At 72.5% G+C, this 21373-nt stretch carries 17 protein-coding genes; 16 read left to right on the forward strand and 1 reads right to left on the reverse strand.

The genetic code is table 11. The features are described 5' to 3' along the window. Window positions 1–3: 3 nt before the first annotated feature. The 16 genes from IAI59_RS15285 to ligA all read left to right on the forward strand — a co-directional run bounded on the left by IAI59_RS15285 (window position 4) and on the right by ligA (window position 20612). Window positions 4–1452, forward strand: a complete 1449-nt coding sequence (locus tag IAI59_RS15285; protein WP_207419057.1) for a UDP-N-acetylmuramoyl-L-alanyl-D-glutamate--2,6-diaminopimelate ligase — start codon at window positions 4–6, stop codon at window positions 1450–1452. Beyond that, complete coding sequence (locus IAI59_RS15290; protein WP_207418987.1) at window positions 1449–2822, forward strand: UDP-N-acetylmuramoyl-tripeptide--D-alanyl-D-alanine ligase; 1374 nt, start codon at window positions 1449–1451, stop codon at window positions 2820–2822. Before IAI59_RS15285 ends, IAI59_RS15290 begins: the two co-directional genes overlap by 4 nt. After that, window positions 2819–3910, forward strand: coding sequence for a phospho-N-acetylmuramoyl-pentapeptide-transferase (mraY, locus tag IAI59_RS15295; protein WP_207418986.1), 1092 nt, complete (start codon window positions 2819–2821; stop codon window positions 3908–3910). The genes IAI59_RS15290 and mraY overlap by 4 nt, the downstream gene beginning before the upstream one ends. Beyond that, the gene (gene murD / locus IAI59_RS15300) at window positions 3910–5271 is read left to right on the forward strand and encodes a UDP-N-acetylmuramoyl-L-alanine--D-glutamate ligase (RefSeq protein WP_207418985.1); all 1362 of its coding nucleotides are present in this window, start codon (window positions 3910–3912) and stop codon (window positions 5269–5271) included. Before mraY ends, murD begins: the two co-directional genes overlap by 1 nt. After that, window positions 5271–6398, forward strand: coding sequence for an FtsW/RodA/SpoVE family cell cycle protein (locus IAI59_RS15305; RefSeq protein WP_207418984.1), 1128 nt, complete (start codon window positions 5271–5273; stop codon window positions 6396–6398). Before murD ends, IAI59_RS15305 begins: the two co-directional genes overlap by 1 nt. Then, entirely contained in the window at window positions 6395–7507 is a 1113-nt protein-coding gene (gene murG, locus IAI59_RS15310) for an undecaprenyldiphospho-muramoylpentapeptide beta-N-acetylglucosaminyltransferase (protein ID WP_207418983.1), read from the forward strand. Before IAI59_RS15305 ends, murG begins: the two co-directional genes overlap by 4 nt. Before the next feature lie 5 nt (window positions 7508–7512). After that, window positions 7513–8946, forward strand: coding sequence for a UDP-N-acetylmuramate--L-alanine ligase (gene murC / locus IAI59_RS15315; protein ID WP_207418982.1), 1434 nt, complete (start codon window positions 7513–7515; stop codon window positions 8944–8946). Between the two features lie 8 nt (window positions 8947–8954). After that, window positions 8955–9851 (forward strand): UDP-N-acetylmuramate dehydrogenase, encoded by an 897-nt coding sequence (gene murB / locus IAI59_RS15320; RefSeq protein WP_207418981.1) that lies wholly within the window; start codon window positions 8955–8957, stop codon window positions 9849–9851. Further along, window positions 9848–10759 (forward strand): D-alanine--D-alanine ligase, encoded by a 912-nt coding sequence (locus IAI59_RS15325; protein WP_207418980.1) that lies wholly within the window; start codon window positions 9848–9850, stop codon window positions 10757–10759. Before murB ends, IAI59_RS15325 begins: the two co-directional genes overlap by 4 nt. After that, window positions 10749–11657 (forward strand): cell division protein FtsQ/DivIB, encoded by a 909-nt coding sequence (locus IAI59_RS15330; protein WP_237180902.1) that lies wholly within the window; start codon window positions 10749–10751, stop codon window positions 11655–11657. The genes IAI59_RS15325 and IAI59_RS15330 overlap by 11 nt, the downstream gene beginning before the upstream one ends. Further along, entirely contained in the window at window positions 11654–12952 is a 1299-nt protein-coding gene (ftsA, locus tag IAI59_RS15335; RefSeq protein ID WP_207418979.1) for a cell division protein FtsA, read from the forward strand. Before IAI59_RS15330 ends, ftsA begins: the two co-directional genes overlap by 4 nt. Before the next feature lie 61 nt (window positions 12953–13013). After that, the gene (gene ftsZ, locus IAI59_RS15340; RefSeq protein WP_207418978.1) at window positions 13014–14630 is read left to right on the forward strand and encodes a cell division protein FtsZ; all 1617 of its coding nucleotides are present in this window, start codon (window positions 13014–13016) and stop codon (window positions 14628–14630) included. Between the two features lie 221 nt (window positions 14631–14851). Further along, the gene (lpxC, locus tag IAI59_RS15345; protein ID WP_207418977.1) at window positions 14852–15799 is read left to right on the forward strand and encodes a UDP-3-O-acyl-N-acetylglucosamine deacetylase; all 948 of its coding nucleotides are present in this window, start codon (window positions 14852–14854) and stop codon (window positions 15797–15799) included. Window positions 15800–15879: 80 nt separating this feature from the next. Continuing rightward, window positions 15880–16725 carry an outer membrane protein assembly factor BamD gene (locus IAI59_RS15350; protein ID WP_207418976.1) on the forward strand — a complete coding sequence of 282 codons (846 nt, stop codon included), beginning with the start codon at window positions 15880–15882 and terminating at the stop codon, window positions 16723–16725. Between the two features lie 10 nt (window positions 16726–16735). Further along, entirely contained in the window at window positions 16736–18415 is a 1680-nt protein-coding gene (gene recN, locus IAI59_RS15355; RefSeq protein WP_207418975.1) for a DNA repair protein RecN, read from the forward strand. 43 nt (window positions 18416–18458) lie between these two features. Further along, complete coding sequence (gene ligA / locus IAI59_RS15360) at window positions 18459–20612, forward strand: NAD-dependent DNA ligase LigA (protein ID WP_207418974.1); 2154 nt, start codon at window positions 18459–18461, stop codon at window positions 20610–20612. Here ligA and IAI59_RS15365 read toward each other — a convergent pair. Beyond that, window positions 20560–21366 carry a hypothetical protein gene (locus IAI59_RS15365; RefSeq protein WP_207418973.1) on the reverse strand — a complete coding sequence of 269 codons (807 nt, stop codon included), beginning with the start codon at window positions 21364–21366 and terminating at the stop codon, window positions 20560–20562. The genes ligA and IAI59_RS15365 overlap by 53 nt on opposite strands. Window positions 21367–21373: the final 7 nt, after the last annotated feature.

The following is a 21373-nucleotide window of genomic DNA, read 5'->3' on the forward strand; positions in this document are numbered from 1 at the left end:
CTCATGCGCCAGGCGCCTGGCCTTTCCGCGCTGCCCGCCGCTGTCCCGGACATCCTGGGGCTGACGGCGGACAGCCGCGCGGTGCGGCCGGGCTATCTGTTCGCCGCCCTGCCCGGCGCGCGCTCGGACGGCCGTGCCTTTATCGCGGATGCCGTGGCGCATGGCGCGGCCGCCGTGCTGGCGCCGGAAGGCACGGACTGGCCGGCCGGCGTGCCGCCCCGCCCGCTGCTGACCGCGCCCGACTGCCGCCGCGCCCTGGCGCAGATGGCGGCGGGCTTCTACGGCGTGCAGCCCGCCACCGTGGTCGCCGTCACGGGCACCAACGGCAAGACCAGCACGGTCGACTTCCTGCGTCAGATCTGGACGCTGGCCGGCCGCCGCGCCGCCAGCCTCGGCACGCTGGGGCTGCAGGCGCCGGACATGCCGGTGACGCCCTCGCTGACCACGCCGGACCCGGTGAAGCTGCAGGAAACCATGGCGGAGCTGGCGCGCGGGCGGGTGACGCACGCGGCGCTGGAAGCCTCCTCGCACGGGCTGGAGCAGCGGCGGCTCGATGGGCTGCGCATCGCCGCCGGCGGCTTCAGCAACCTGACGCGCGACCACCTGGACTACCACGGCGACATGGCCGCCTATGCCGAGGCCAAGCTGCGGCTGTTCGGCGCGCTGCTGGAGCCGGGCGCCGCCGCCGTGGCCAGCGCGGACATGGACCCCGGCGTGCTGGCGCGGCTGCGCGCGATCGCCGCCAAGCGCGCCCTGCGGCTGCACACGGTGGGCGAGGCCGGCGAGGCGGTGCGCCTGTTGCGGCAGGAGCCGCGCCCGGACGGACAGTTGCTTTCGATCGACCTGTTCGGCCGCCGCGCCGAGGTGATGCTGCCCCTGCCCGGCCGCTTCCAGGCCGACAACGTCTTGCTGGCGGCGGCGCTGGCCGTGGCTACCGGCACGCCGGCCGACCAGGTGCTGGCGCTGCTGCCGCAATTGACCGGCGTGCGCGGGCGGATGGAGCTGGCGGCGCGCACCGGGGCGGGTGCCGCCGTTTATGTCGACTACGCCCACACGCCGGACGCGCTGGAGCGGCTGCTGCTGGCGCTGCGCCCGCATGCCACCGGCCGGCTGCTGGTGCTGTTCGGCGCCGGCGGCGACCGCGACCCCGGCAAGCGCCCCCTGATGGGTGAGGTCGCATCCCGCCTCGCCGACGTCGCGATCGTCACGGACGACAACCCGCGCAGCGAGGACCCGGCCGCGATCCGCGCCGCCGTGCGGGCCGGCATGTCGCACGGCGAGGATGGCGGCGACCGCGCTGGGGCCATCAGCCGCGCCGTGGCCGCGCTGGGCCCAGGCGACGTGCTGGCGGTGGCCGGCAAGGGCCATGAGCAGGGCCAGACCATCGGCAGCACCACCCTGCCCTTCGACGACGTGGAAACCGTCCGCCGCGCGCTGGGCCTGCGGCCGTGACCCCGCTGTGGACCGCAAGCGCGCTGCGGGCCGCCACGGGCGGCACGCTGGCGGGGGAAGCCAATGTGACCGGCGTGGCCATCGACAGCCGCGCCGTGCAGCCGGGCGACCTGTTCGTGGCGCTGCGCGACGCGCGCGACGGCCATGACTTCGCCCCCGCCGCGCTGGCGCAAGGCGCGGCCACGGCGATGGTGGACCGCGCCGTGGATGGCGCGCCGCTGCTGATGGTGGGCGACACGCTGGCCGGCCTCGCGGCGCTGGGCGCCGCCGGGCGCGCGCGCAGCACGGCGCGCATCGTCGCCGTCACCGGCAGCGTCGGCAAGACCACCACCAAGGACATGCTGCGGCACGGGCTGCAGGGCTTCGGCGCCGTGCACGCGGCGGTGGCCAGCTACAACAACCAGTGGGGCCTGCCGCTGACCCTGGCCCGCATGCCGCAAGCCGCCGAGTTCGGCGTGCTGGAGATCGGCATGAACCACCGGGGCGAGATCGCGCCGCTGGCGCGCCTCGCCGCGCCGCATGCCGCCGTGATCACGCAGATCGGCGCCGCGCATATCGGCCACCTCGGCTCGCTGGCGGAGATCGCCGCCGAGAAGGCGGACATCCTGGCCGGGCTGGCGCCGGGCGGCGTGGCGGTGCTGCCGCGCGACAGCGAGTTCTTTTCCATGCTGGCCGCCCGCGCGGCGGAAGCCGGCGCCACGGTGCTGAGCTTCGGCGAGCATGCGCAGGCCGACATCCGCCTGCTGCGCGCCGAATGCGGCCCGCTGTCTTCCACCGCCGAGATCGCGGTGCGCGGGGCCGCCATGGCGCTGCGTCTCGGCGCGCCGGGGCGGCACCTGGTGCTGAACGCGCTGGCCGCCACCGGCGGCGCGCTGGCGCTGGGCGCGGATGCGGCGCGCTTCGTGCAGGCGCTGGCGGAGTTTCGCCCCGGGGCCGGGCGCGGCGCCCGCGTGGCGCTGCCGCTTGCCGGCGGCGGCGAGGCGCTGTTGCTGGACGAAAGCTACAACGGCCAGCCGCCCGCCATGCGCGCGGCGCTGGCCGTGCTGGGCACGCAGCGCGCGGCGCGGCGCATCGCCGTGCTGGGCGACATGCGAGAATTGGGCGAGCACGGCCCGGCGCTGCATGCCGGCCTGTTGCCCGATGTGCTCGGCAACGCCGACCTCGTGTTCTGCTGCGGCCCGCTGATGCGCGCGCTGTCCGACGCGCTGCCCGGCGGGCTGCGCGGCGGCTGGGCCGAAACCAGCGAGGCTTTGGCGCCGGTCGTGCGCGATGCGCTGCGCGACGGCGATGTTGTGTTGGTAAAAGGCTCGCTCGGCACCCGCATGGCAGCGGTGGTCGGCGCCCTGATGTCCCAAGGGGCGCATTCATGATCTACAACCTGCTTTCGCCGCTCAGCGAAGGCTTCATCCTTTTCAACCTGATCCGCTACGTCACCTTCCGCTCCGGCGCCGCCTGCATGACGGCGCTGGTGATCAGCCTGTGCTTCGGCCCCATGGTCATCCGCTGGCTGCGCTCCTTCCAGAACGGCGGCCAGCCGATCCGCGCGGACGGGCCGGAAGGCCACCTGCTGACCAAGAAGGGCACGCCCACCATGGGCGGCGTGCTGATGCTGCTGGCGCTGGTGCTGTCCACCCTGCTGTGGGCGGACCTGCGCAACGGCTTCGTGTGGGCGGTGCTGCTGGTGACGCTGGGCTACGGCGCGCTGGGCTTCTGGGACGACTGGCTGAAGGTCACCAAGCGCAACACCAAGGGCGTCTCGGCCCGGGCCAAGATGATCGCGCAGGCGGGCTTCGGACTGGTGGCCGCCATCTGGATCACCTCGCTGCTGCCGGGCCACCTGGCCTTCAAGCTCGGCATCCCGTTTCTCAAGGACACCATGCTGAACTTCGGCATGATCCTGTTCCCGGTCGTCGCCATGCTGGTGATGGTCGGCGCCTCCAACGCCGTGAACCTGACGGACGGGCTGGATGGCCTCGCCACCGTGCCGGTGATGCTGGCCGCCGCCGTGTTCGGGCTGATCTCCTACCTGGTCGGCAACCGCATCTTCGCGGACTACCTGCAGCTCAACGGTGTGCCGGGCACGGCGGAGCTGGCGGTGTTCTGCTCGGCGCTGGTCGGCGCGGGCCTCGGCTTCCTGTGGTTCAACGCGCCGCCGGCGGCCGTGTTCATGGGCGATACCGGCAGCCTGGCGCTGGGCGGCGCGCTGGGCGCGGTGGCCGTGGCCACCAAGCATGAGATCGTGCTGGCCATCGTCGGCGGCTTGTTCGTGGTGGAAACGGTGTCCGTCATCGTCCAGGTGTTCTGGTTCAAGCGCACCGGCCGCCGCGTGTTCCTGATGGCACCGCTGCACCACCACTTCGAGAAGAAGGGCTGGGCGGAGCCGACCATCGTGATCCGCTTCTGGATCATCGCGATGATCCTGGCGCTGGTGGGCCTGTCCACTCTGAAGATCCGCTGATGACCACCTTCGCGCCCTTTTCCGGCCAGCGCTTCGCCGTGGTGGGGCTCGGCCGCGCCGGGCTGCCGTCCGCGCGGCGCCTGGGCGACTGGGGCGCGGAGGTGCTGTGCTGGGACGACGGCGAGGCGGCGCGCGTCGCCGCGCAGGAAGCCGGCCTGTCGGTGGGCGACCCCGCCGCCGTCGCCGGCTTTCCCTTCGATGCGCTGCTGCTGTCGCCCGGCATCCCGCACATCCTGCCGCGCGTACACCCGGCGGCGGCGGCGGCGCGCGCGGCCGGCGTGCCGGTGCTGTGCGACGCCGAGCTGCTGTTCCGCGCCGTGCGCGCCAGCGGCTCGCGTGCCCGCTTCGTGGGCATCACCGGCACCAACGGCAAGTCCACCACCACGGCGCTCCTGCACCACCTGCTGGTCCGCGCCGGGCGCGAGGCGGCGGTGGGCGGCAATCTTGGCCCCGCCGCGCTGGGCCTGCCGCTGCTGGGCGACGACGGCGTCTACGTGCTGGAGATGAGTTCCTACATGCTGGAGCGGCTGCACCGGCTGCGCTTCAATGCCGCGGTGCTGCTGAACCTGTCGCCCGACCACCTGGACCGGCATGGCGGCATGGATGGCTACGCCGCCGCCAAGGCACATGTGTTCGACCGGCAAACAGGCGCCGACATCGCCGTGATCGGCATGGACGATCACTGGGGCGCAGGCTTCTCAACCCCTGCGCGCATTCTGCCGGTGTCGGGCCAGGCGCCGCAGCCGGGTGGGATCTGGGCGCAGGACCGCCTGCTGCGCGACGACGCCGGCGTGATCGCGGACCTGTCCACGGCCCGGGCCCTGCCCGGCGCGCACAACGCGCAGAACGCCGCCGCCGCCGCCGCCGTGGCGCTGTGGCTGGGCCTGTCGCGGGAGCAGGTCGCGGCGGGCATCGCGGATTTCCCCGGCCTGCCGCACCGGCAGGAAGCGGTGGGCCGGCTGGATGGCATCAGCTTCGTCAACGACAGCAAGGCCACCAACGCCGACAGCACGGAACGCGCGCTGGCCAGCTACGACCGCGTGGTGCTGATCGCGGGCGGCGTGGCCAAGGCGGGCGGCATCGCGCCGCTGGTGCCGCTGTTTCCGCGCATCGCCCATGCCGTGCTGATCGGCGAGGCGGCCGGTGACTTCGCCACCACGCTCGCCGCGCACGGCGTGGCGCATGAGATGGCCGGCACGCTGCAGCGCGCGGTGCCCGCGGCGCTCGCCGCCGCGCGCGCCACCGGCGCCCGCGTGGTGCTGTTGTCGCCCGCCTGCGCCAGCTTCGACCAGTTCTCCGGCTTTGACGCGCGGGGCGATGCCTTCCGCGCCGAGGTCGCCCGCATGATGGAACCCGTGTGATGGCCCTTTCCCGCGCCGACACTTCCACCCTCGGCCGCTGGTGGTGGACCGTGGACCGCTGGACGCTGGCGGCCCTGCTGTCGCTGGTCGGCTTCGGCTACGTGATGCTGCTGGCGGCATCGCCCGGCGTGGCCGAGCGCATCGGCGCCTCGTCGCGCGACATGTTCATCCTGAAGCAGGTGTTCTTTCTGGCCGCCGCCACGGCGGTGATCGTGGTCATCTCCGTGCTGCCGGTGAAGCAGGTGCGGCGCCTGGCGCTGCTGGGCTGCCTGGGCGCGCTGCTGCTGACCATGGCGACCTTGTCGGTCGGCGTGGAGATCAAGGGCGCGCGGCGCTGGCTGCACCTGCCGGGCGTCACCATCCAGCCTTCCGAGTTCATGAAGCCCTGCTTCGCGGTGGTCGCCGCGTGGCTGCTGTCGGAAGGCAAGAACTGGGGCATCAAGGCGCATGGCGCGCTGGGGCTGCTGTTCCTGGCCATCGTCGCGGTGCTGGCCAAGCAGCCGGACATGGGCATGCTGATGGTCGTGGCCTCCGTATTCTGCGCCCAGCTTTTCGTGGTGGGCATCAACATCTTTCTGGTCGGCGCCTGCGGCGTGGTGGGCATCCTGGGGGCGGTGGGCGCGTATTTCGCCATGCCGCACTTCCGCGACCGCCTGAACCGCTTTCTCGACCCCGCTTCGGGCGACACCTATCAGGTGACGGTGGCGATGGAGGCCTTCGGCCACGGCGGCATGCTGGGCGTCGGCCCCGGCGAGGGCCGGCTCAAGGCCATGCTGCCCGACGCGCATGCCGACTTCGTCTACGCCGTGGCGGGCGAGGAGTTCGGGCTGCTGGTGTGCCTGATGATCCTGGGCCTGTTCGGCTTCATCGTGCTGCGCGGGCTGCTGCGGCTCCTGGGCGAGCGGGACATGTTCGTGATCCTGGGCGCCACCGGGCTGCTGACGCAGTTCGGCCTGCAGGCCTTCATCAACATGGCCTCCGCCCTGCACCTGATCCCGACCAAGGGCATGACGCTGCCCTTCGTGTCCTATGGTGGCTCTTCCGTCATCGCGGTGGCGATCGGCATGGGCATGCTGCTGGCGCTGACACGCCGGCGCATCTCGCGCTCGGCGCAGGACGAGGAATGACACGGCCCATCGTCATCGCCGCCGGTGGCACCGGCGGCCATTTCTTTCCCGCCGAGGCCCTGGCGGCGGAGCTGCTGCGCCGTGGCCACCGCATCGTGCTGATGACGGACAGTCGCAGCGTGGACTATGGCAGCGCCGTCTTCGCGCAGTCCGAGCGGCATGTGCTGCAGGGCGCGGGGCTGGCCGGGCGCGGCCTGCTCAAGGCGGCCAAGGGCGCCTTCGCGCTGCTGGCCGGCACGCTGCAGGCGCGCCGCTTGCTGAAGCGGCTGCGGCCGATGGCGGTGGTGGGCTTCGGCGGCTACCCCTCCGTGCCGCCGTTGCTGGCCGCGCGGCTGCTGTCCGCCGCGCGCCGCCCCGCCACCGTGCTGCACGAGCAGAACGCCGTGCTCGGTCGGGCCAACCGGCTGCTGTCGCGGGGCGCCGACACGCTGGCCATGGCCTTCGCCGACAGCCACCGCGTGCCATCGGGCGTCGATGCCGTGGCGGTGGGCAACCCGGTGCGCCCCGCCGTGGCGGCGCTGGCCGGCCAGGGCTTCGTGCAGCCGCAGGGCTCCGTGCGGCTGCTGGTGCTGGGCGGCAGCCTGGGCGCCAAGGTGTTTTCCGACGTGGTGCCCGCCGCCGTGGCCGAGTTGCCCGGCGCGCTGCGCCGCCGCCTCAACATCGTGCAGCAATGCCGCACGGAAGACCTGCCGCGCGTGCGCGCCGCCTATGACGCGCTGGGCGTGCCGGCGGAGCTGTCGCCGTTCTTCGGCGATGTCGCCGGGCTGTACGGCACCGCGCACTGGGTGATCGCGCGGGCCGGCGCTTCCACGGTGGCCGAGCTGGCCTGCGCCGGGCGGGGCAGCCTGCTGGTGCCGCTGCCGCACGCGATCGACGACCATCAATCCGCCAATGCCCGGGCGCTGGCCGATGCCGGCGCGGCCGTGGTCATGCCGCAGCCCGGCTTCACCCCCGCGGCGCTGGCCGCCCGGCTCGCCGCCGTGCTGGAAAGCCCGGACGCGCTGGGGCGCGCCGCCGCCGCGGCCGCGGCCCTCGCCGCCCCCCAGGCGGCCGCCACACTCGCCGACCTCGTACTTTCCCGCGCCGCGGCGCGCGGCTTTCAGGAATAATTCGTATGCGCGCGTTGCCGTTGAACATCGGGCCCATCCACTTCGTCGGCATCGGCGGCATCGGCATGTCCGGCATCGCGGAGGTGCTGCACAACCTCGGCTACACCGTGCAGGGCAGCGACATCGCCGAGGGCTACAACATCGACCGGCTGCGCGCGGCCGGCATCAACGTGATGATCGGGCACGACGCGGCCAACCTGGGCGCCGCGCAGGTGATCGTCACCTCCACCGCCGTGAAGCGCGACAACCCGGAGGTAATCGCCGCCCGCACGCGCCTGATCCCGGTGGTGCGGCGCGCCGAGATGCTGGCGGAGCTGATGCGGCTGAAGTGGGGCATCGCCATCGGCGGCACGCACGGCAAGACCACCACCACCTCGCTGGTCGCCTGCGTGCTGGAGGCCGCCAAGCTGGACCCGACCGTGATCAACGGCGGCATCATCAACGCCTACGGCACCAACACCCGCATGGGCTCGGGCGAATGGATGGTGGTGGAGGCGGATGAAAGCGACGGCTCGTTCCTGCGCCTGCCCGCCGTCGCCGCCGTGGTCACCAACATGGACCCGGAGCACCTGGACCACTGGGGCACCGAGGATGCGATGAAGCAGGGCTACGCCCAGTTCGTCGGCAACATCCCCTTCTACGGCTTCGCGGTGCTGTGCGCCGACCACCCCAACGTGCAGGCGATGATCCCCTCCATCGACCGCCGGCTGATCACCTACGGCTTTTCCCAGCAGGCCGACGTGCGGGCCGAGCGGCTGATCACCGACCGCATGGGCGCGACCTTCGAGGTGACGGTGCACGACCGCGGCACCGGCCGCACCCGGCAGCTCAAGCCCATGCGCCTGCCGATGCTGGGGCAGCACAACGTGCAGAACGCGCTGGCCGCCATCGCGGTGGGCATCGAGATGGATATTGACGAGGGCACGATCCGCTCCGCGCTCGCCGGCTTCAAGGGGGTCAAGCGCCGCTTCACCCGCGTGGGCGAGGCCGGCGGCATCCAGGTGATCGACGACTACGGCCACCACCCGGTGGAGATCGCCGCCGTGCTGAAGGCGGCGCGGCAGGCCGGCGCGCGGGACGTGATCGCGGTGGTGCAGCCGCACCGCTATTCCCGCCTGCAGCAGCTGTTCGAGGATTTCTGCCAGTGCATGAACGACGCCGGCACGGTGATCGTGGCGGATGTCTACGCGGCGGGCGAGCAGAAGATCGAGGGTTTCGACCGTGACGCGCTGGTGGACGGGCTGCGCTCGCACGGCCACCGCTCCGTGGTGCCGCTGCCCAGCCCGGAAAGCCTGCCGGAGATGATCAACGCCATCGCCAAGTCCGGCGACTACGTGGTCTGCCTGGGCGCGGGCAACATCACCACCTGGGCGGCCAAGCTGCCGGAGCAGCTGACCGAGCTGCAGCCGCGCGGCCGCGCCGCCGGCGCCAAGCGGTGAAGCCGGGCATGGCGGCGAGCCCCACCCTGCCCCCGCTGCGCGGCCGCGTGCAGGACATGGCGCCGCTGGCCGCCATCACCTGGTTCCGCACCGGCGGCCCGGCCGAGCTGCTGGTGCGCCCGGCGGATCTCGACGACCTGCTGCTGCTGCTGCGCGACCGCCCGCCCGCCATGCCGCTGACCGTGATCGGCGCCGCGTCCAACCTCCTGGTGCGCGACGGCGGCGTGCGCGGCATCGTGCTGAAGCTGGCGCGCGGCTTCGCCGACATCGCGGTGGAGGCGGATGGCATCGTCGCCGGCGCCGCCGCGCTGGATGCCACGGTCGCCGAGCACGCGGCCGAGGCGGGGCTCGACGGTCTCAGCTTCCTGTCGGGCATTCCGGGCAGCATCGGCGGCGCGGTCGCGATGAATGCCGGTGCCTACGGCGCCGAGGTCAAGGACGTGCTGGACTGGGCCGAGGTGGCGACGCCCGCGGGGCTGCTGCGGCTCCCCGCTGCGGAGCTCGGCTTCGCGTATCGCCGCGCCGCGCTGCCGGACGGCGGCGTGGTGGTGCGCGCGCGCTTTCATGCCCGCCCCGGCGACCGCGTGGCCATCGCGGCGCAGATGCGCGAGATCCGCCAGGCGCGCGAGGACACCCAGCCCGTGCGGGCGCGCACCGGCGGCTCCACCTTCAAGAACCCCGAGGGCCGCAAGGCCTGGGCGCTGATCGACGCCGCCGGCGGGCGCGGGCTGAAGCGGGGCGCGGCGCAGGTGTCCGAGAAGCATTGCAACTTCCTGCTGAACCTGGGCGGCGCCACGGCGGCCGACCTGGAAGCCCTGGGTGAGACAGTGCGCGAAAAGGTGAAGGCGATGTCGGGCATCGGCCTGGAATGGGAAATCAAGCGCATCGGGGAGCACGGCGCATGACGCGGGTGGCGGTGCTGCATGGCGGCTTTTCCTCGGAACGCGAGGTTTCCCTGGCCACCGGCGCGCAGGTGGTGGGGGCGCTGCGCGAAGCGGGGTTCGAGGTGCTGCCGGTCGAGGTGACCGAGGACCTGCCCGCGCTGATCGCCGCCCTGCGGGCGGCCCGGCCCGACGTGGTGTTCAACGCGTTGCACGGCCCGTTCGGCGAGGACGGCTGCATCCAGGGCGTGCTTGACTGGCTGCGCCTGCCCTACACCCATTCAGGCGTGCGCGCCTCGGCCATGGCCATGGACAAGCACGCCGCCAAGGCGGTGTTCGCCGCCGCCGGCGTGTCGCTCGCGCAGCACCGCGTGGTATCGCCCGAGGAGCTGGAAGCGGCCGACCCGCTGCCCCGCCCCTTCGTCGTCAAGCCGGTGAACGAGGGGTCCTCCGTCGGGGTCGAGATCCTGCGCGACGGCGACAACCGCCGGGCCGAAATCGCCCGCGCCTGGCGCTTCGGGCCGCAGGTGATGGTGGAGGAGTTCATCCCCGGCCGCGAGCTGACCGTGGCCGTGATGGGCGACGAGGCCCTGGCGGTGACGGAAATCGACACCGGCCACGTGTTCTACGACTACGACGCCAAGTACGCGGATGGCGGCAGCCGGCACATGATCCCGGCCCCGGTGCCGGAAAATATTGCACAGGAAGCAAAAAGGATTGCTCAACTCGCACATGATGCGTTGGGTTGCCGTGGCGTGTCGCGCGCCGATCTGCGATATGACGATCAGACCGGCCGCGTGGTGCTGCTGGAAGTGAACACACAGCCCGGCATGACCCGTACCAGCCTCGTGCCCGAACAGGCCGCGCACCGCGGCATCGGTTTCGCCGAGCTCTGCACCTGGATGGTGCGGGAGGCCCGCCATGGCCCGTAACCCGGCTTCCATGCGCGGCGAGCCGCGCGCGCGGCTGTCGTCCGAGGGCGCGCGCCCGCGTGCGGCGCCGCCGCGCCGCCCCAGCAGCCTGCGCCTGTGGCTGCGCCGCCGCCGGCCGCTGCTGCGGCCGATCCTCTTGTGCGTCGGGGCGCTGGGCGTCGCTGCCGTGTGCGGCGTGGCGGTCGCGGCGCTGGAACCGGCGGGGCGCTTTTCCTGGGTCAACACCGGCGTCGCCGAGATCGGCGCGCGCGCCGGGCTGGTGGTGCAGGAAGTGGTGGTGCGCGGGCAGCAGAACACGCCGCGGGAGCTGGTGCGTGCCGCCATCGGCGTGCGCAACGGCGACCCGTTGCTGGCCTTCTCGCCCGATGCGGCGCGCGAGCGGCTGGAAAGCATCGCCTGGATCGAAAGCGCCGAGGTGCAGCGCAACCTGTCCGGCAACATCGTCGTCACGCTGCATGAGCGGCGACCCTTCGCGATCTGGCAGCACCAGAACGACTTCGCGGTGATCGACCGCGAAGGACGCGTGGTGTCGGCCGAAACGCTGGACGCCTTCGGCCCGCTGCCGCTGCTGGTGGGCGAGGGCGCGCAAAAGACCGGCGCCGCGCTGTACGACCAGCTGGCCCGCGCGCCGGAACTGCTGGCGCGCGTGCAGGCGCTGGTGTTCGTCAGCCAGCGCCGCTGGAACCTGCGATTGCACAACGGCGTGGATGTGCTGTTGCCCGAAGGGCACGAGGATGCGGCGATCACGCGGCTGGCCGAGCTGCACAAGTCGCAGGCGCTGCTGGATCGTCCGCTGGTCAGCATCGACATGCGGCTGCCGGACCGGCTGGTGGTCAAGCAGCTGCCGCAGCCTGAGGCGCCGGCCGCGGCGCATCCGCGCGGGCGTGGCCGCGGATGAGCCGCATGTCCGGCGCCCGCATGCCGTCGCTCACCGAATCGGCGCCGAAGCTGAAGCGCAAGCGCGCGCGTAGCGGCCCCTACGGCGTGCTCGACATCGGCTCGTCCAAGGTCGTCTGCCTAATCGGCCGCGTGGAAGGCGACGGGCGGCCGCGCGTGCTGGGATACGGCTGGCAGCGTGCGCGCGGCGTCAAGGGCGGCAACATCGTCGACCTGCAGGAAGCCGAGCATGCGATCCGCGCCGCCGTGGCGCAGGCCGAGGAGATGGCGGACCTGAAGCTGTCAGGCGCCATCGTCAATCTTTCCTGTGGCCAGCCGGCGTCCCGACTGATGAACATCCAGTGGCCGATCGGTGGCCGCGCGGTGACGGAAGCCGACCTGCGCGCCGTGCTGAGCGAGGGACGCCGCCGCGCGCAGGACGAGGGGCGTGAAACCGTGCACGCCACCACGCTCGGCTTCACAATCGACTCGACCTCGGGGGTCGAAGACCCGCGCGGCATGATGTGCGAAACGCTTGGCGCGCGGCTGCACATGGTGGACGCGTCCTCCGCCGCGCTGCGCAACCTCGGCCTCTGCCTCGCGGGCTGCGACCTGGAGGTGGAGGAGCTGGTCAGCGCGCCCTTCGCCGCCGCGCTGGCCGTGCTGGTGGAGGACGAGAAGCAGCTCGGCGCCACCGTGATCGACATGGGCGGCGGCACCACGGGCATCGCAGTGTATGGCGACGGCCACCTGCTGCACACCGCGCAGCTGCCGGTGGGCGGCTGGCAGGTGACCAACGACCTGGCACGCGGACTCGCGACGCCGCTGGGACATGCCGAGCGCATGAAGACGCTGCACGGTTCCTGCATGGATGGCGGCAACGATCTCAAGGAGATGCTGTCCGTGCCGCAGGTCGGCGAGGACGAGGACCAGCTGACGCAGATGCCGCGCACGCGGCTGGTGGAGATCATCCGCCCGCGGCTGGAAGAAACGCTGGAACTGGTGCGCGACCGCCTGGAAGGCGCGCTGCTGGACAGCGAGGCGGGCGCGCGCGTGGTGTTGACCGGCGGTGCCAGCCAATTGGTTGGCGTGCGGGAGATGGCCGCGCGCATCCTCGACAAACCCGTGCGCATCGGCCGGCCGCAGCCGGTGCCGGGACTGCCCGATTCCGCGTCCGGGCCCGATTTTGCCACCACCCTGGGGCTGCTGCACTGGGGTGCCGGCGAAGGTCGCCCGTTGCTCGATCTCGACCCCGGTCCGGATCGCAGCGGCGGTCGTTTTATTCGTTTCGTCAACTGGCTTCGCGAGCGCGTCTGATGCACATTGCGAACGCGCCGTTCCACCGCCTGCCCGAGCCCGCCCAAGGAGACCTGCTGTCATGACGCTGAACCTGACAATCCCGCGCCAGCAGCACACGGATTTCAGTCCCCGCATCACCGTGGTCGGTGTTGGCGGCGCGGGCTGCAACGCCGTGAACAACATGATCGCCATGGGCCTCGATGGCGTCGAGTTCCTGGTGGCCAACACCGACGCGCAGGCGCTGGTGCACAGCCGCGCGGAGCGCCGCGTGCAGCTCGGCCCGCACCTGACGCAGGGCCTGGGCGCCGGCGCCAAGCCGGAGATCGGCCGCGCCGCCGCCGAGGAAGCGACCGAGGACCTGGCGCGGCACCTCGAAGGCATGCACATGGTGTTCATCACCGCGGGCATGGGCGGCGGCACGGGCACGGGCGCGGCCCCGGTGATCGCGCGCATGGCGCGCGAGCGCGGCATCCTGACGCTGGGCGTCGTCACCAAGCCGTTCGACTTCGAGGGACCCAAGCGCAAGCGCGCGGCGGATGCGGGCCTGGATGAGCTGCAGTCCTACGTGGACACGCTGATCGTCATCCCCAACCAGAACCTGTTCCGCAAGGCGAACGAGCGCACCACCTTCGCCGAAGCCTTCAAGATGGCCGACGACGTGCTCTACATGGGCGTGCGCGGCGTGACCGACCTGATGGTCAACCCGGGCCTGGTGAACCTCGACTTCGCCGACATCCGCACCGTCATGGCGGAGATGGGCAAGGCGATGATGGGCACCGGCGAGGGCGAGGGCGACGAGCGCGCCGTCAAGGCCGCCGAGGCCGCCATCAGCAACCCGCTGCTGGAAGACACCTCGATGATGGGCGCCAAGGGCGTGCTCATCAACATCACCGGCGGCTACGACATGACGCTGTTCGAGGTGGACGCGGCGGCCAACCGCATCCGCTCGGAAGTGGACGAGGACGCCAACATCATCTTCGGCTCCTCCGTGGACGAGGACATGAACGGCCGCATCCGCGTGTCGGTGGTCGCGACCGGCATAGACGCCATTGTCGAGGCTCCGGTGGCCGAGAAGCCCAAGCTGGTCGCCATGGGCGGCGGCAATGGCCCGGCGCATGCGGTGTCCAACAGCATGATCCCCCAGGGCATGCAGGCCGGCCAGCAGCCGCGCGGCGTGCCGGGCGCGCCGGTGGCCCCGGGCACGCACCGCCCGGCGATGCCGCAGAACAGCCAGCCCTCCATCGCCGGTCCAGTGCGCATCGGCCCCACGGCCGGCCAGCCGCGCCGCCCCGCCGGCATGGCCGCCGCGGCCCCTGCCCCGGCCGCGCAGGCCTCGGGCTTCGCCGAGGCGCAGACCGCCTACCAGGAAGCGCCCTCGGCCGACGACATGCCGGCTGGCATCGGCACCGCGCCGGTGGAGTCGCCGGTGCGGCCCGCGCCGGCCCCGGCCGCCCGCGCTGCCTCGGCCCCCTCGCCGGTGTCCGCCCCCTCGGGCGGTGGCTTCAACCTGTTCCGCAAGGCGACGGGCCTGATGCGCCGCAACCTGGGCACGGACAGCGAGGCCGCACCGGCGCCGCAGGCCCCGCGCCCGGCCGCCGCCCAGCCCGCCCCGGCCGCCCGCCCGGCGCCTCAGGCCCCGGCGGACGACGTGAACGGCCTGGATATCCCGACCTTTCTGCGCCGCCAAAGCAACTAAGGGTCCGGGCGCAAGCCCGGTGACCAAAACCGCAGCGCAAGGCCCCCGTGTATCACGGGGGCCTTTTGCGTTTAAAATTGTGTCTTTAAATCAATGGGTTGCAGCGAAATACGCGGAAACAAGCGTTGACTCGCACTGCACTGCACCACCTGTCATCTAAGCGTCGGCCACGGCGTTTCTCTTGCGCGGATGTGGCCCCTGACGTTGAGGACGAAGGCGGTATGGACGGTTCCCTGGCAGTTGAGACGGGTCGGCGCACGACGCTGAAGGCACCGATCGGCTGCGTGGGCGTGGGCCTGCATTCCGGCCTGCGTGCCAGCCTGACCCTGCGCCCCGCCGCCGCCGGCAGCGGCATCGTGTTCCACCGCACCGACCTCGGCATCGACCTGCCGGCCACCTTCGACATGGTGGGGGACACCCGGCTGTGCACCGCGCTGGTGGACCCGGCCCGGCCCCAGGCCCGTGTCGGCACCATCGAGCACGTGATGGCCGCCTTCGCCGCCTGCGGCATCGACGACGTGCTGGTCGAGGTCGATGGCCCGGAAGTGCCGATCATGGACGGCTCCGCCGCCCCCTTCCTGTTTCTGATCGACTGCGCCGGCAAGTCGGAAAGCCCGGCGCCGCGCCGCCGCGTGAAGGTGCTCAAAACCATCCGTGTCGAGGACGAGCACGGCGCCTGGGCCGAGCTGGCCCCCACAGCCACGCCGGGCTTCGAGGCGCATCTGGCGATCGACTTCGCCGGCACCGCCATTGGCCGGCAGGAGATGTCGCTGCGCGTCACCGAAAGCGCCTTCCGCGCTGTGCTGGCCGATTCGCGCACCTTCACCCTGGCCGCCGACATCGAGCGCCTGCGGGCGGCTGGCCTGGCCCGTGGCGGCAGCCTGTCCAACGCCGTGGTGGTGGATGGCGACGCGGTGCTGAACCCCGGCGGTCTGCGCCATGCCAACGAGTTCGTGCGCCACAAGCTGCTGGACGTGGTGGGCGACCTGGCCCTGGCCGGCGCCCCGCTGCACGCCTGCTTCCGCGGCGAGCGCTCGGGCCACGCGCTGAACAACCGCCTGCTGCGCGCCCTGTTCGCCGACAGCACCGCTTGGCGCTGGGAAGAGGACGAGTCGCTGGTCCTGCCGTTTTCCCGCCCCCTGGCGATGCGCGAAGTGGTGGCCGCCTGACGCTTCCGCAACGGCCGCCGCCGGCCGCTGGCGGGGCCCCCTGGCCCCCGCCCCGGCGGGCGTGATAGAGAGCAGGCGCGATGCGCACCCATCCCCCAAGCTCCCTCCGTCTGTCCCTCCTGCTCGTGGCGCCGCTGTGGCTGTCCGCCTGCTCGGCCTGGGATGGCAAAGACTCGTCCCTGACCTCGCAGGCCGCCCTGGCGGCCGAGACGCCGGACAGCCTGTATGCCGCCGGCATGGACTCGCTGAAGCAGCAGCGATATGCCCAGGCCAAGGAGTTCTTCGACGCGGTGGAGCGGGAGCACCCCTATTCCACCTGGGCCACCGGCGCCTCGTTGATGTCGGCGTATTCCGACTACCAGCGGAACCGCTACACCGAGGCCATCGGCGGGCTGAACCGCTTCATCCAGCTGCACCCCGGCCATCGCGACATCGCCTATGCCTATTACCTGCGCTCGCTCTGCTACTACGAACAGATCGTCGATTCGCAGCGTGACCAGAAGGGCACCGAGGCGGCGCTGGCGCAGTTGCAGGAAGTGGTGAACCGCTTTCCCGACACCTCCTACGCCCGTGATGCCGCCCTGAAGATCGACCTGGCGCGCGACCATCTGGCCGGGCGTGAGATGGAGATCGGCCGCTTCTACCAGGGCCGCAACCTGCCGCAGGCCGCCATCGGCCGCTTCCGCCGCGTGGTGGAGGACTACCAGACCACCAACCACGTGCCCGAGGCACTGCACCGCCTGACCGAGATCTACATCTCGCTCGGCCTGACGGACGAGGCGCGGAAGACCGCCAGCGTGCTGGGCCACAACTACCCGGGCAGCCCGTGGTACCAGGATTCCTACGCGCTGCTGGTCGATGGTGCGCCGCCCGCCGCCGGGGACCGCCCCGGCTTCCTGCGCCGCAGCTTCGACTGGATCTTCTGAGGCCGGCGGCATGCTGGTATCCCTGGCGATCCGCGATGTGGTGCTGATCGAGCGGCTGGACCTCGCGCTCGGCGCCGGGCTGACCGTGCTGACCGGCGAAACCGGCGCCGGCAAATCCATTCTGCTGGACAGCCTGGGGCTGGCGCTGGGCCAGCGGGCCGAGGCCGGCATGGTGCGGGGCGGCCAGAACCAGGCTTCCGTGGTCGCCTGCTTTCACCTGCCCGCCGCCCACCCGGCGCTGGCCCTGCTGGCCGAGCAGGGCATCGAGGCCGAGGACGAGGTGGTGCTGCGCCGCGTGCTGCAGGCTGATGGCCGGTCCCGCGCCTTTATCAATGACGAGCCGGTGGGCGTGGCGCTGCTGCGCCGCCTGGGCGCGCTGCTGGTCGAGGTGCAGGGGCAGCACGACCAGGTGGGTTTGGCCGATCCTGCCACGCATGCCGGCCTGCTGGACGCCTTTGGCGGGCTGGACGCCGTCCGCACCGGGGTGTCCGACGCCTTCCGGGCCTGGCGCGGGGCCGAGCGGGCGCTGGACGCCGCGCGCGAGGCCATCGCCGCCGCGCAGCGCGACGAGGAATGGCTGCGCCACGCCGTGGACGAGCTGCAGTCCCTGGCGCCGGAGGACGGCGAGGAGGACTCGCTGGCCGAGGAGCGCGGCACCATGCAGCAGGGCGAGCGCCGCGCCGAGGCCGTTGCTTCCGCCCTGTCCGAGTTGCAGCCGCGCGACCGCCGTGGCGGCGCCGGCCCGGCCGCCGCGCTGCGCAACGCCGCCCGCGCATTGGAACGCCTGCCCGCCCCCAACGAGGATGCCGCCCCCGCCATCGCCGCGCTGGGGCTGGCGCAGGACGCGCTGGCTGAGGCGGAAGGGCTGCTGGAACGCCTGTCCGCCGGCATCGCCCCCGACCCGCGCCGGCTGGAGCATGTGGAGGAGCGGCTGTTCGCCTTGCGCGCCGCCGGCCGCAAATACGCCGTGGCGGTGGTCGAGCTGCCGGCGCTGCTGACCGACCTGAAGACCCGGCTGTCCGCGCTGGACGCGGGCGCCGAGCGTGCCACCGCGCTGGAAGCCGCCGCCGCCGCCGCCAAGGCCCGCTTTCTGGACGTGGCGCAGGCGCTGTCCGCCACCCGCCGCGCCACCGCCGGCAAGCTGGAGGACGCGGTCGCCAAGGAACTCAAGCCGCTGAAGCTGGAGCGTGCGCGGCTGCACATCTCCATCGAGCGGCGGGACGAGCGCGGCTGGGCCAGCGACGGGCTGGACCGCATCATGTTCCTGGTGTCCACCAACCCCGGCCAGAAGCCGGGGCAGCTCGACAAGATCGCCTCGGGCGGCGAGCTGTCGCGCCTCATGCTGGCGCTGAAGGTGGTGCTGGCGCGTGGCTCGCCGGTGCCAACCCTGGTGTTCGACGAGGTGGACAGCGGCGTCGGCGGCGCCACCGCCGCCGCCGTGGGCGACCGGCTGGCCCGCGTGGCGGAGCGGCTGCAGGTGCTGGTGGTGACGCACAGCCCGCAGGTGGCCGCCCGCGGCAACCAGCATCTGCGAGTCGCCAAGGGCATCCGCGCCGAGCGGGCCGAAACACGCGTGGAGCCGCTGGACGACGCCGCGCGGCGCGAGGAGCTGGCGCGCATGCTGGCGGGCGAGACCATCACCGCCGCCGCCCGCGCCGCCGCCGACAGCCTGCTGGACGGCGCCGTCTAGCAGGGCCGTTGCCGATCGGCGCATGGGCGCGTTAGCAAGCGGCATGACCCGCCGCGACACGCCCCCCGACCAGCTTTCCCCCGCCGACGCCGAGGCCGAGCTGGCCGCCCTGGCGGCGGAGATCGCGGCCGCCGACATCGCCTATCACCAGAATGACGCGCCGGAGCTTTCGGACGCGGAATACGACGCGCTGCGCCGTCGCAACGCTGCCATCGAGGCCGCCTTTCCGGATCTCAAGCGCGCCGACAGTCCTAGCGAGGCACCGCCCGGCGCGGCGCCGGCCGCGGGCTTCGCCAAGTCCCGCCACGGCACGCCGATGCTGAGCCTGGACAACGCCTTCAACGCCGCCGAATTCCTGGAATTCACCAAAACCATCCGGCGCTTCCTGAAGCTGGGCGAGGATGCGGTGCTGCGCTTCGTGGGCGAGCCCAAGATCGACGGCCTTTCGGTGAACCTGACCTATGAGCACGGCCGCTTCGTGCGCGGCGCGACGCGCGGCGACGGCACGGTGGGCGAGGACATCACCCGCAACTTGGAAACGCTGGGCGACCTGCCGCGCGAGCTGCCCGCCCCCTTCCCCGACTCGATCGAGATCCGCGGCGAGGTCTTCATGACCAAGGCCGATTTCATCGCTTTTCGCGACGACCAGGCCCGGTTGCACGAGGAGCGCGAGCAGCGGCGCGAGCGCGGCGAGAAGGTGGGGCCGGAGATCCGCATCCCCGCCAACCCGCGCAACGCCGCCGCCGGCTCGCTGCGGCAGCTGGACCCGGAGGTCACGGCGCGGCGGCCGCTGAAGCTCTTCGCCTATGCGCAGGGCGCGTCCTCCACCCCCGTGGCGGACACGCACAGCGACTACCTGGCGGCCCTGCAGCGCTGGGGCTTCGACGTGAACCCGCTGTCCGCCCCGCTGACGGACGAGACGGAGGCCGAGGCCTTCCAGGCCAAGCTGGCCGAGCGGCGGGCCGGGCTGGACTACGATATCGATGGCGTCGTCTACAAGCTGGACAGCCTGGACTGGCAGCGGCGGCTCGGCTTCGTCGGGCGCACGCCGCGCTGGGCCATTGCCTGGAAGTTCCCGGCCGAGCAGGCCACCACGGTGCTGCTGGAGATCCAGATCCAGGTCGGCCGCACCGGGGCGCTAACGCCGCGCGCCGTGATGCAGCCGGTCAATGTGGGCGGCGTGATGGTGCAGCACGCCACGCTGCACAACGAGGACGAGGTGGCGCGCAAGGACGTGCGCGTGGGCGACACCGTGGTGCTGCAACGCGCGGGCGACGTGATCCCGCAGATCGTCTCGGTGGTGCCGGACAAGCGGCCGGCGGACAGCCAGCCCTGGCAGCCCCCCGCGCGCTGCCCCGCCTGCGGCAGCCATGCCGTGCGGCCGGAGGGCGAGGTGGTGCGGCGCTGCACCGGCGGGCTGATCTGCCCGGCGCAGACGGTGGAGCGGCTGAAGCACTTCGCCAGCCGCAACGCCATGGATATCGAGGGCCTGGGCGAGGAGAACATCGTCGCGCTGCACGATGCCGGGCTGGTGAAAAGCCCGGCCGACATCTTTCGGCTGGCGGAGCATGCCGAGGTGCTGCGTGGCTGGGAGGGCTGGGGCAAGGGTGCCAAGACCTCCAAGAAGGTCGCCAATCTGCTGGCTGCCATCGAGGACCGGCGCAGCCCGCCGCTGGAGCGCTTCATCTTCGCGCTCGGCATCCGCCGCATCGGCGCGCAGAACGCCAAGCTGCTGGCCCGTCACTACCATGACGTGGCGCACTGGCGGGACAAGATGCTGGCCGCCGCCGCCACCGTAGGCTCCGAGGAGCGCGAGGAGCTGGGCTCCATCCAGGGCATCGGCCCCGCCATCGCGACCGAGCTGGTGGAGTTCTTCAAGGAGCCACGCAACCTTGCCGCGCTGGACGACCTGACCGCGCAGGCGCCGCCGCGCCCGGCGGAAAGCTTTGGCGACAGCGGCAGCCCCTTTGCCGGCAAGGCCGTAGTCTTCACCGGCACGCTGGAGCTGACCTCCCGCGACGAGGCCGAGGCCATCGCGGAGCGGCTGGGCGCCAAGGTGACCAAGAGCGTGTCCAGAAAGACGGATTTCGTGGTGGTCGGCGCCGATGCCGGCTCCAAGGCGAAGAAGGCGGCCGAACTGGGCGTCAGGACCCTGACGGAAGCGGAATGGCGGGCAATGGCGCTGGAACAGGGCTGAGCAGCAGCGGCAGCGCCCGGCGCAGCACCCCCACCGGGTCCCGGCCCGGCCCGGTGGTGACCAGCCCGTGGTGGCTGCCCGGCAGCACCAGGTGCCGCGCCCCCGGCAACAGGGCCGAGGCCACGGATACCAGCGCGTCGTTGGGCCCCTGCCCGCGCTGGTGCATCCAGCGCACCAGGGGCAGGCACATCCGGTCCTGCCCGGTGGCGGTTTCCGGTTGCAGGCTGCTGGCCACGCACAGCACGGGCACCTGGCCCAGCAGAGCCCGCAGCGGCGCGGCATGCGCCGCCATCCAGGCGGCACGCCCGCCCACGGTCAGGTCCGGCAGGCCGCCCATGTCGCCGGCCCGCAGCAGCCAGGCCAGCCAGCGCGTGGGCCGGTGCAGCAGCCGGCGGCGCAGAAAGGCATCGGCCATCGGTGAGCCGGCGAAGGGCGACTGAAAGGCCAGCAGCCCGTCGCACTGGGCCGCCACCGCCGGGTCCAGCAGCGCTTCCAGGGCTTCCAGCCCGCCCTTGCTGTGCGCCACCACCAGGCAGCGGCCTGGGCTGGCCTGGATCGCCGCCGCCAGCCGCTGGGCATTCGCCGCGACGGGGGCCGTGGTCGGCACCGGCACCACCCGCGCATCGGCCCCGCAACTCCGGAGCCAGCGGAGCTGCGCGCCCATGTAGTTGAAGCCCACGGGGGCGAGCAGCCGGTTGGCCTCGCCCGCCAGCCCGTAGGCCAGCAGCACGCGGCGCCCTCGCAGCGCTGGCAAGGGCGGC

The sequence above is a fragment of the Roseomonas haemaphysalidis genome (assembly GCF_017355405.1).
GTDB lineage: Bacteria > Pseudomonadota > Alphaproteobacteria > Acetobacterales > Acetobacteraceae > Pseudoroseomonas > Pseudoroseomonas haemaphysalidis.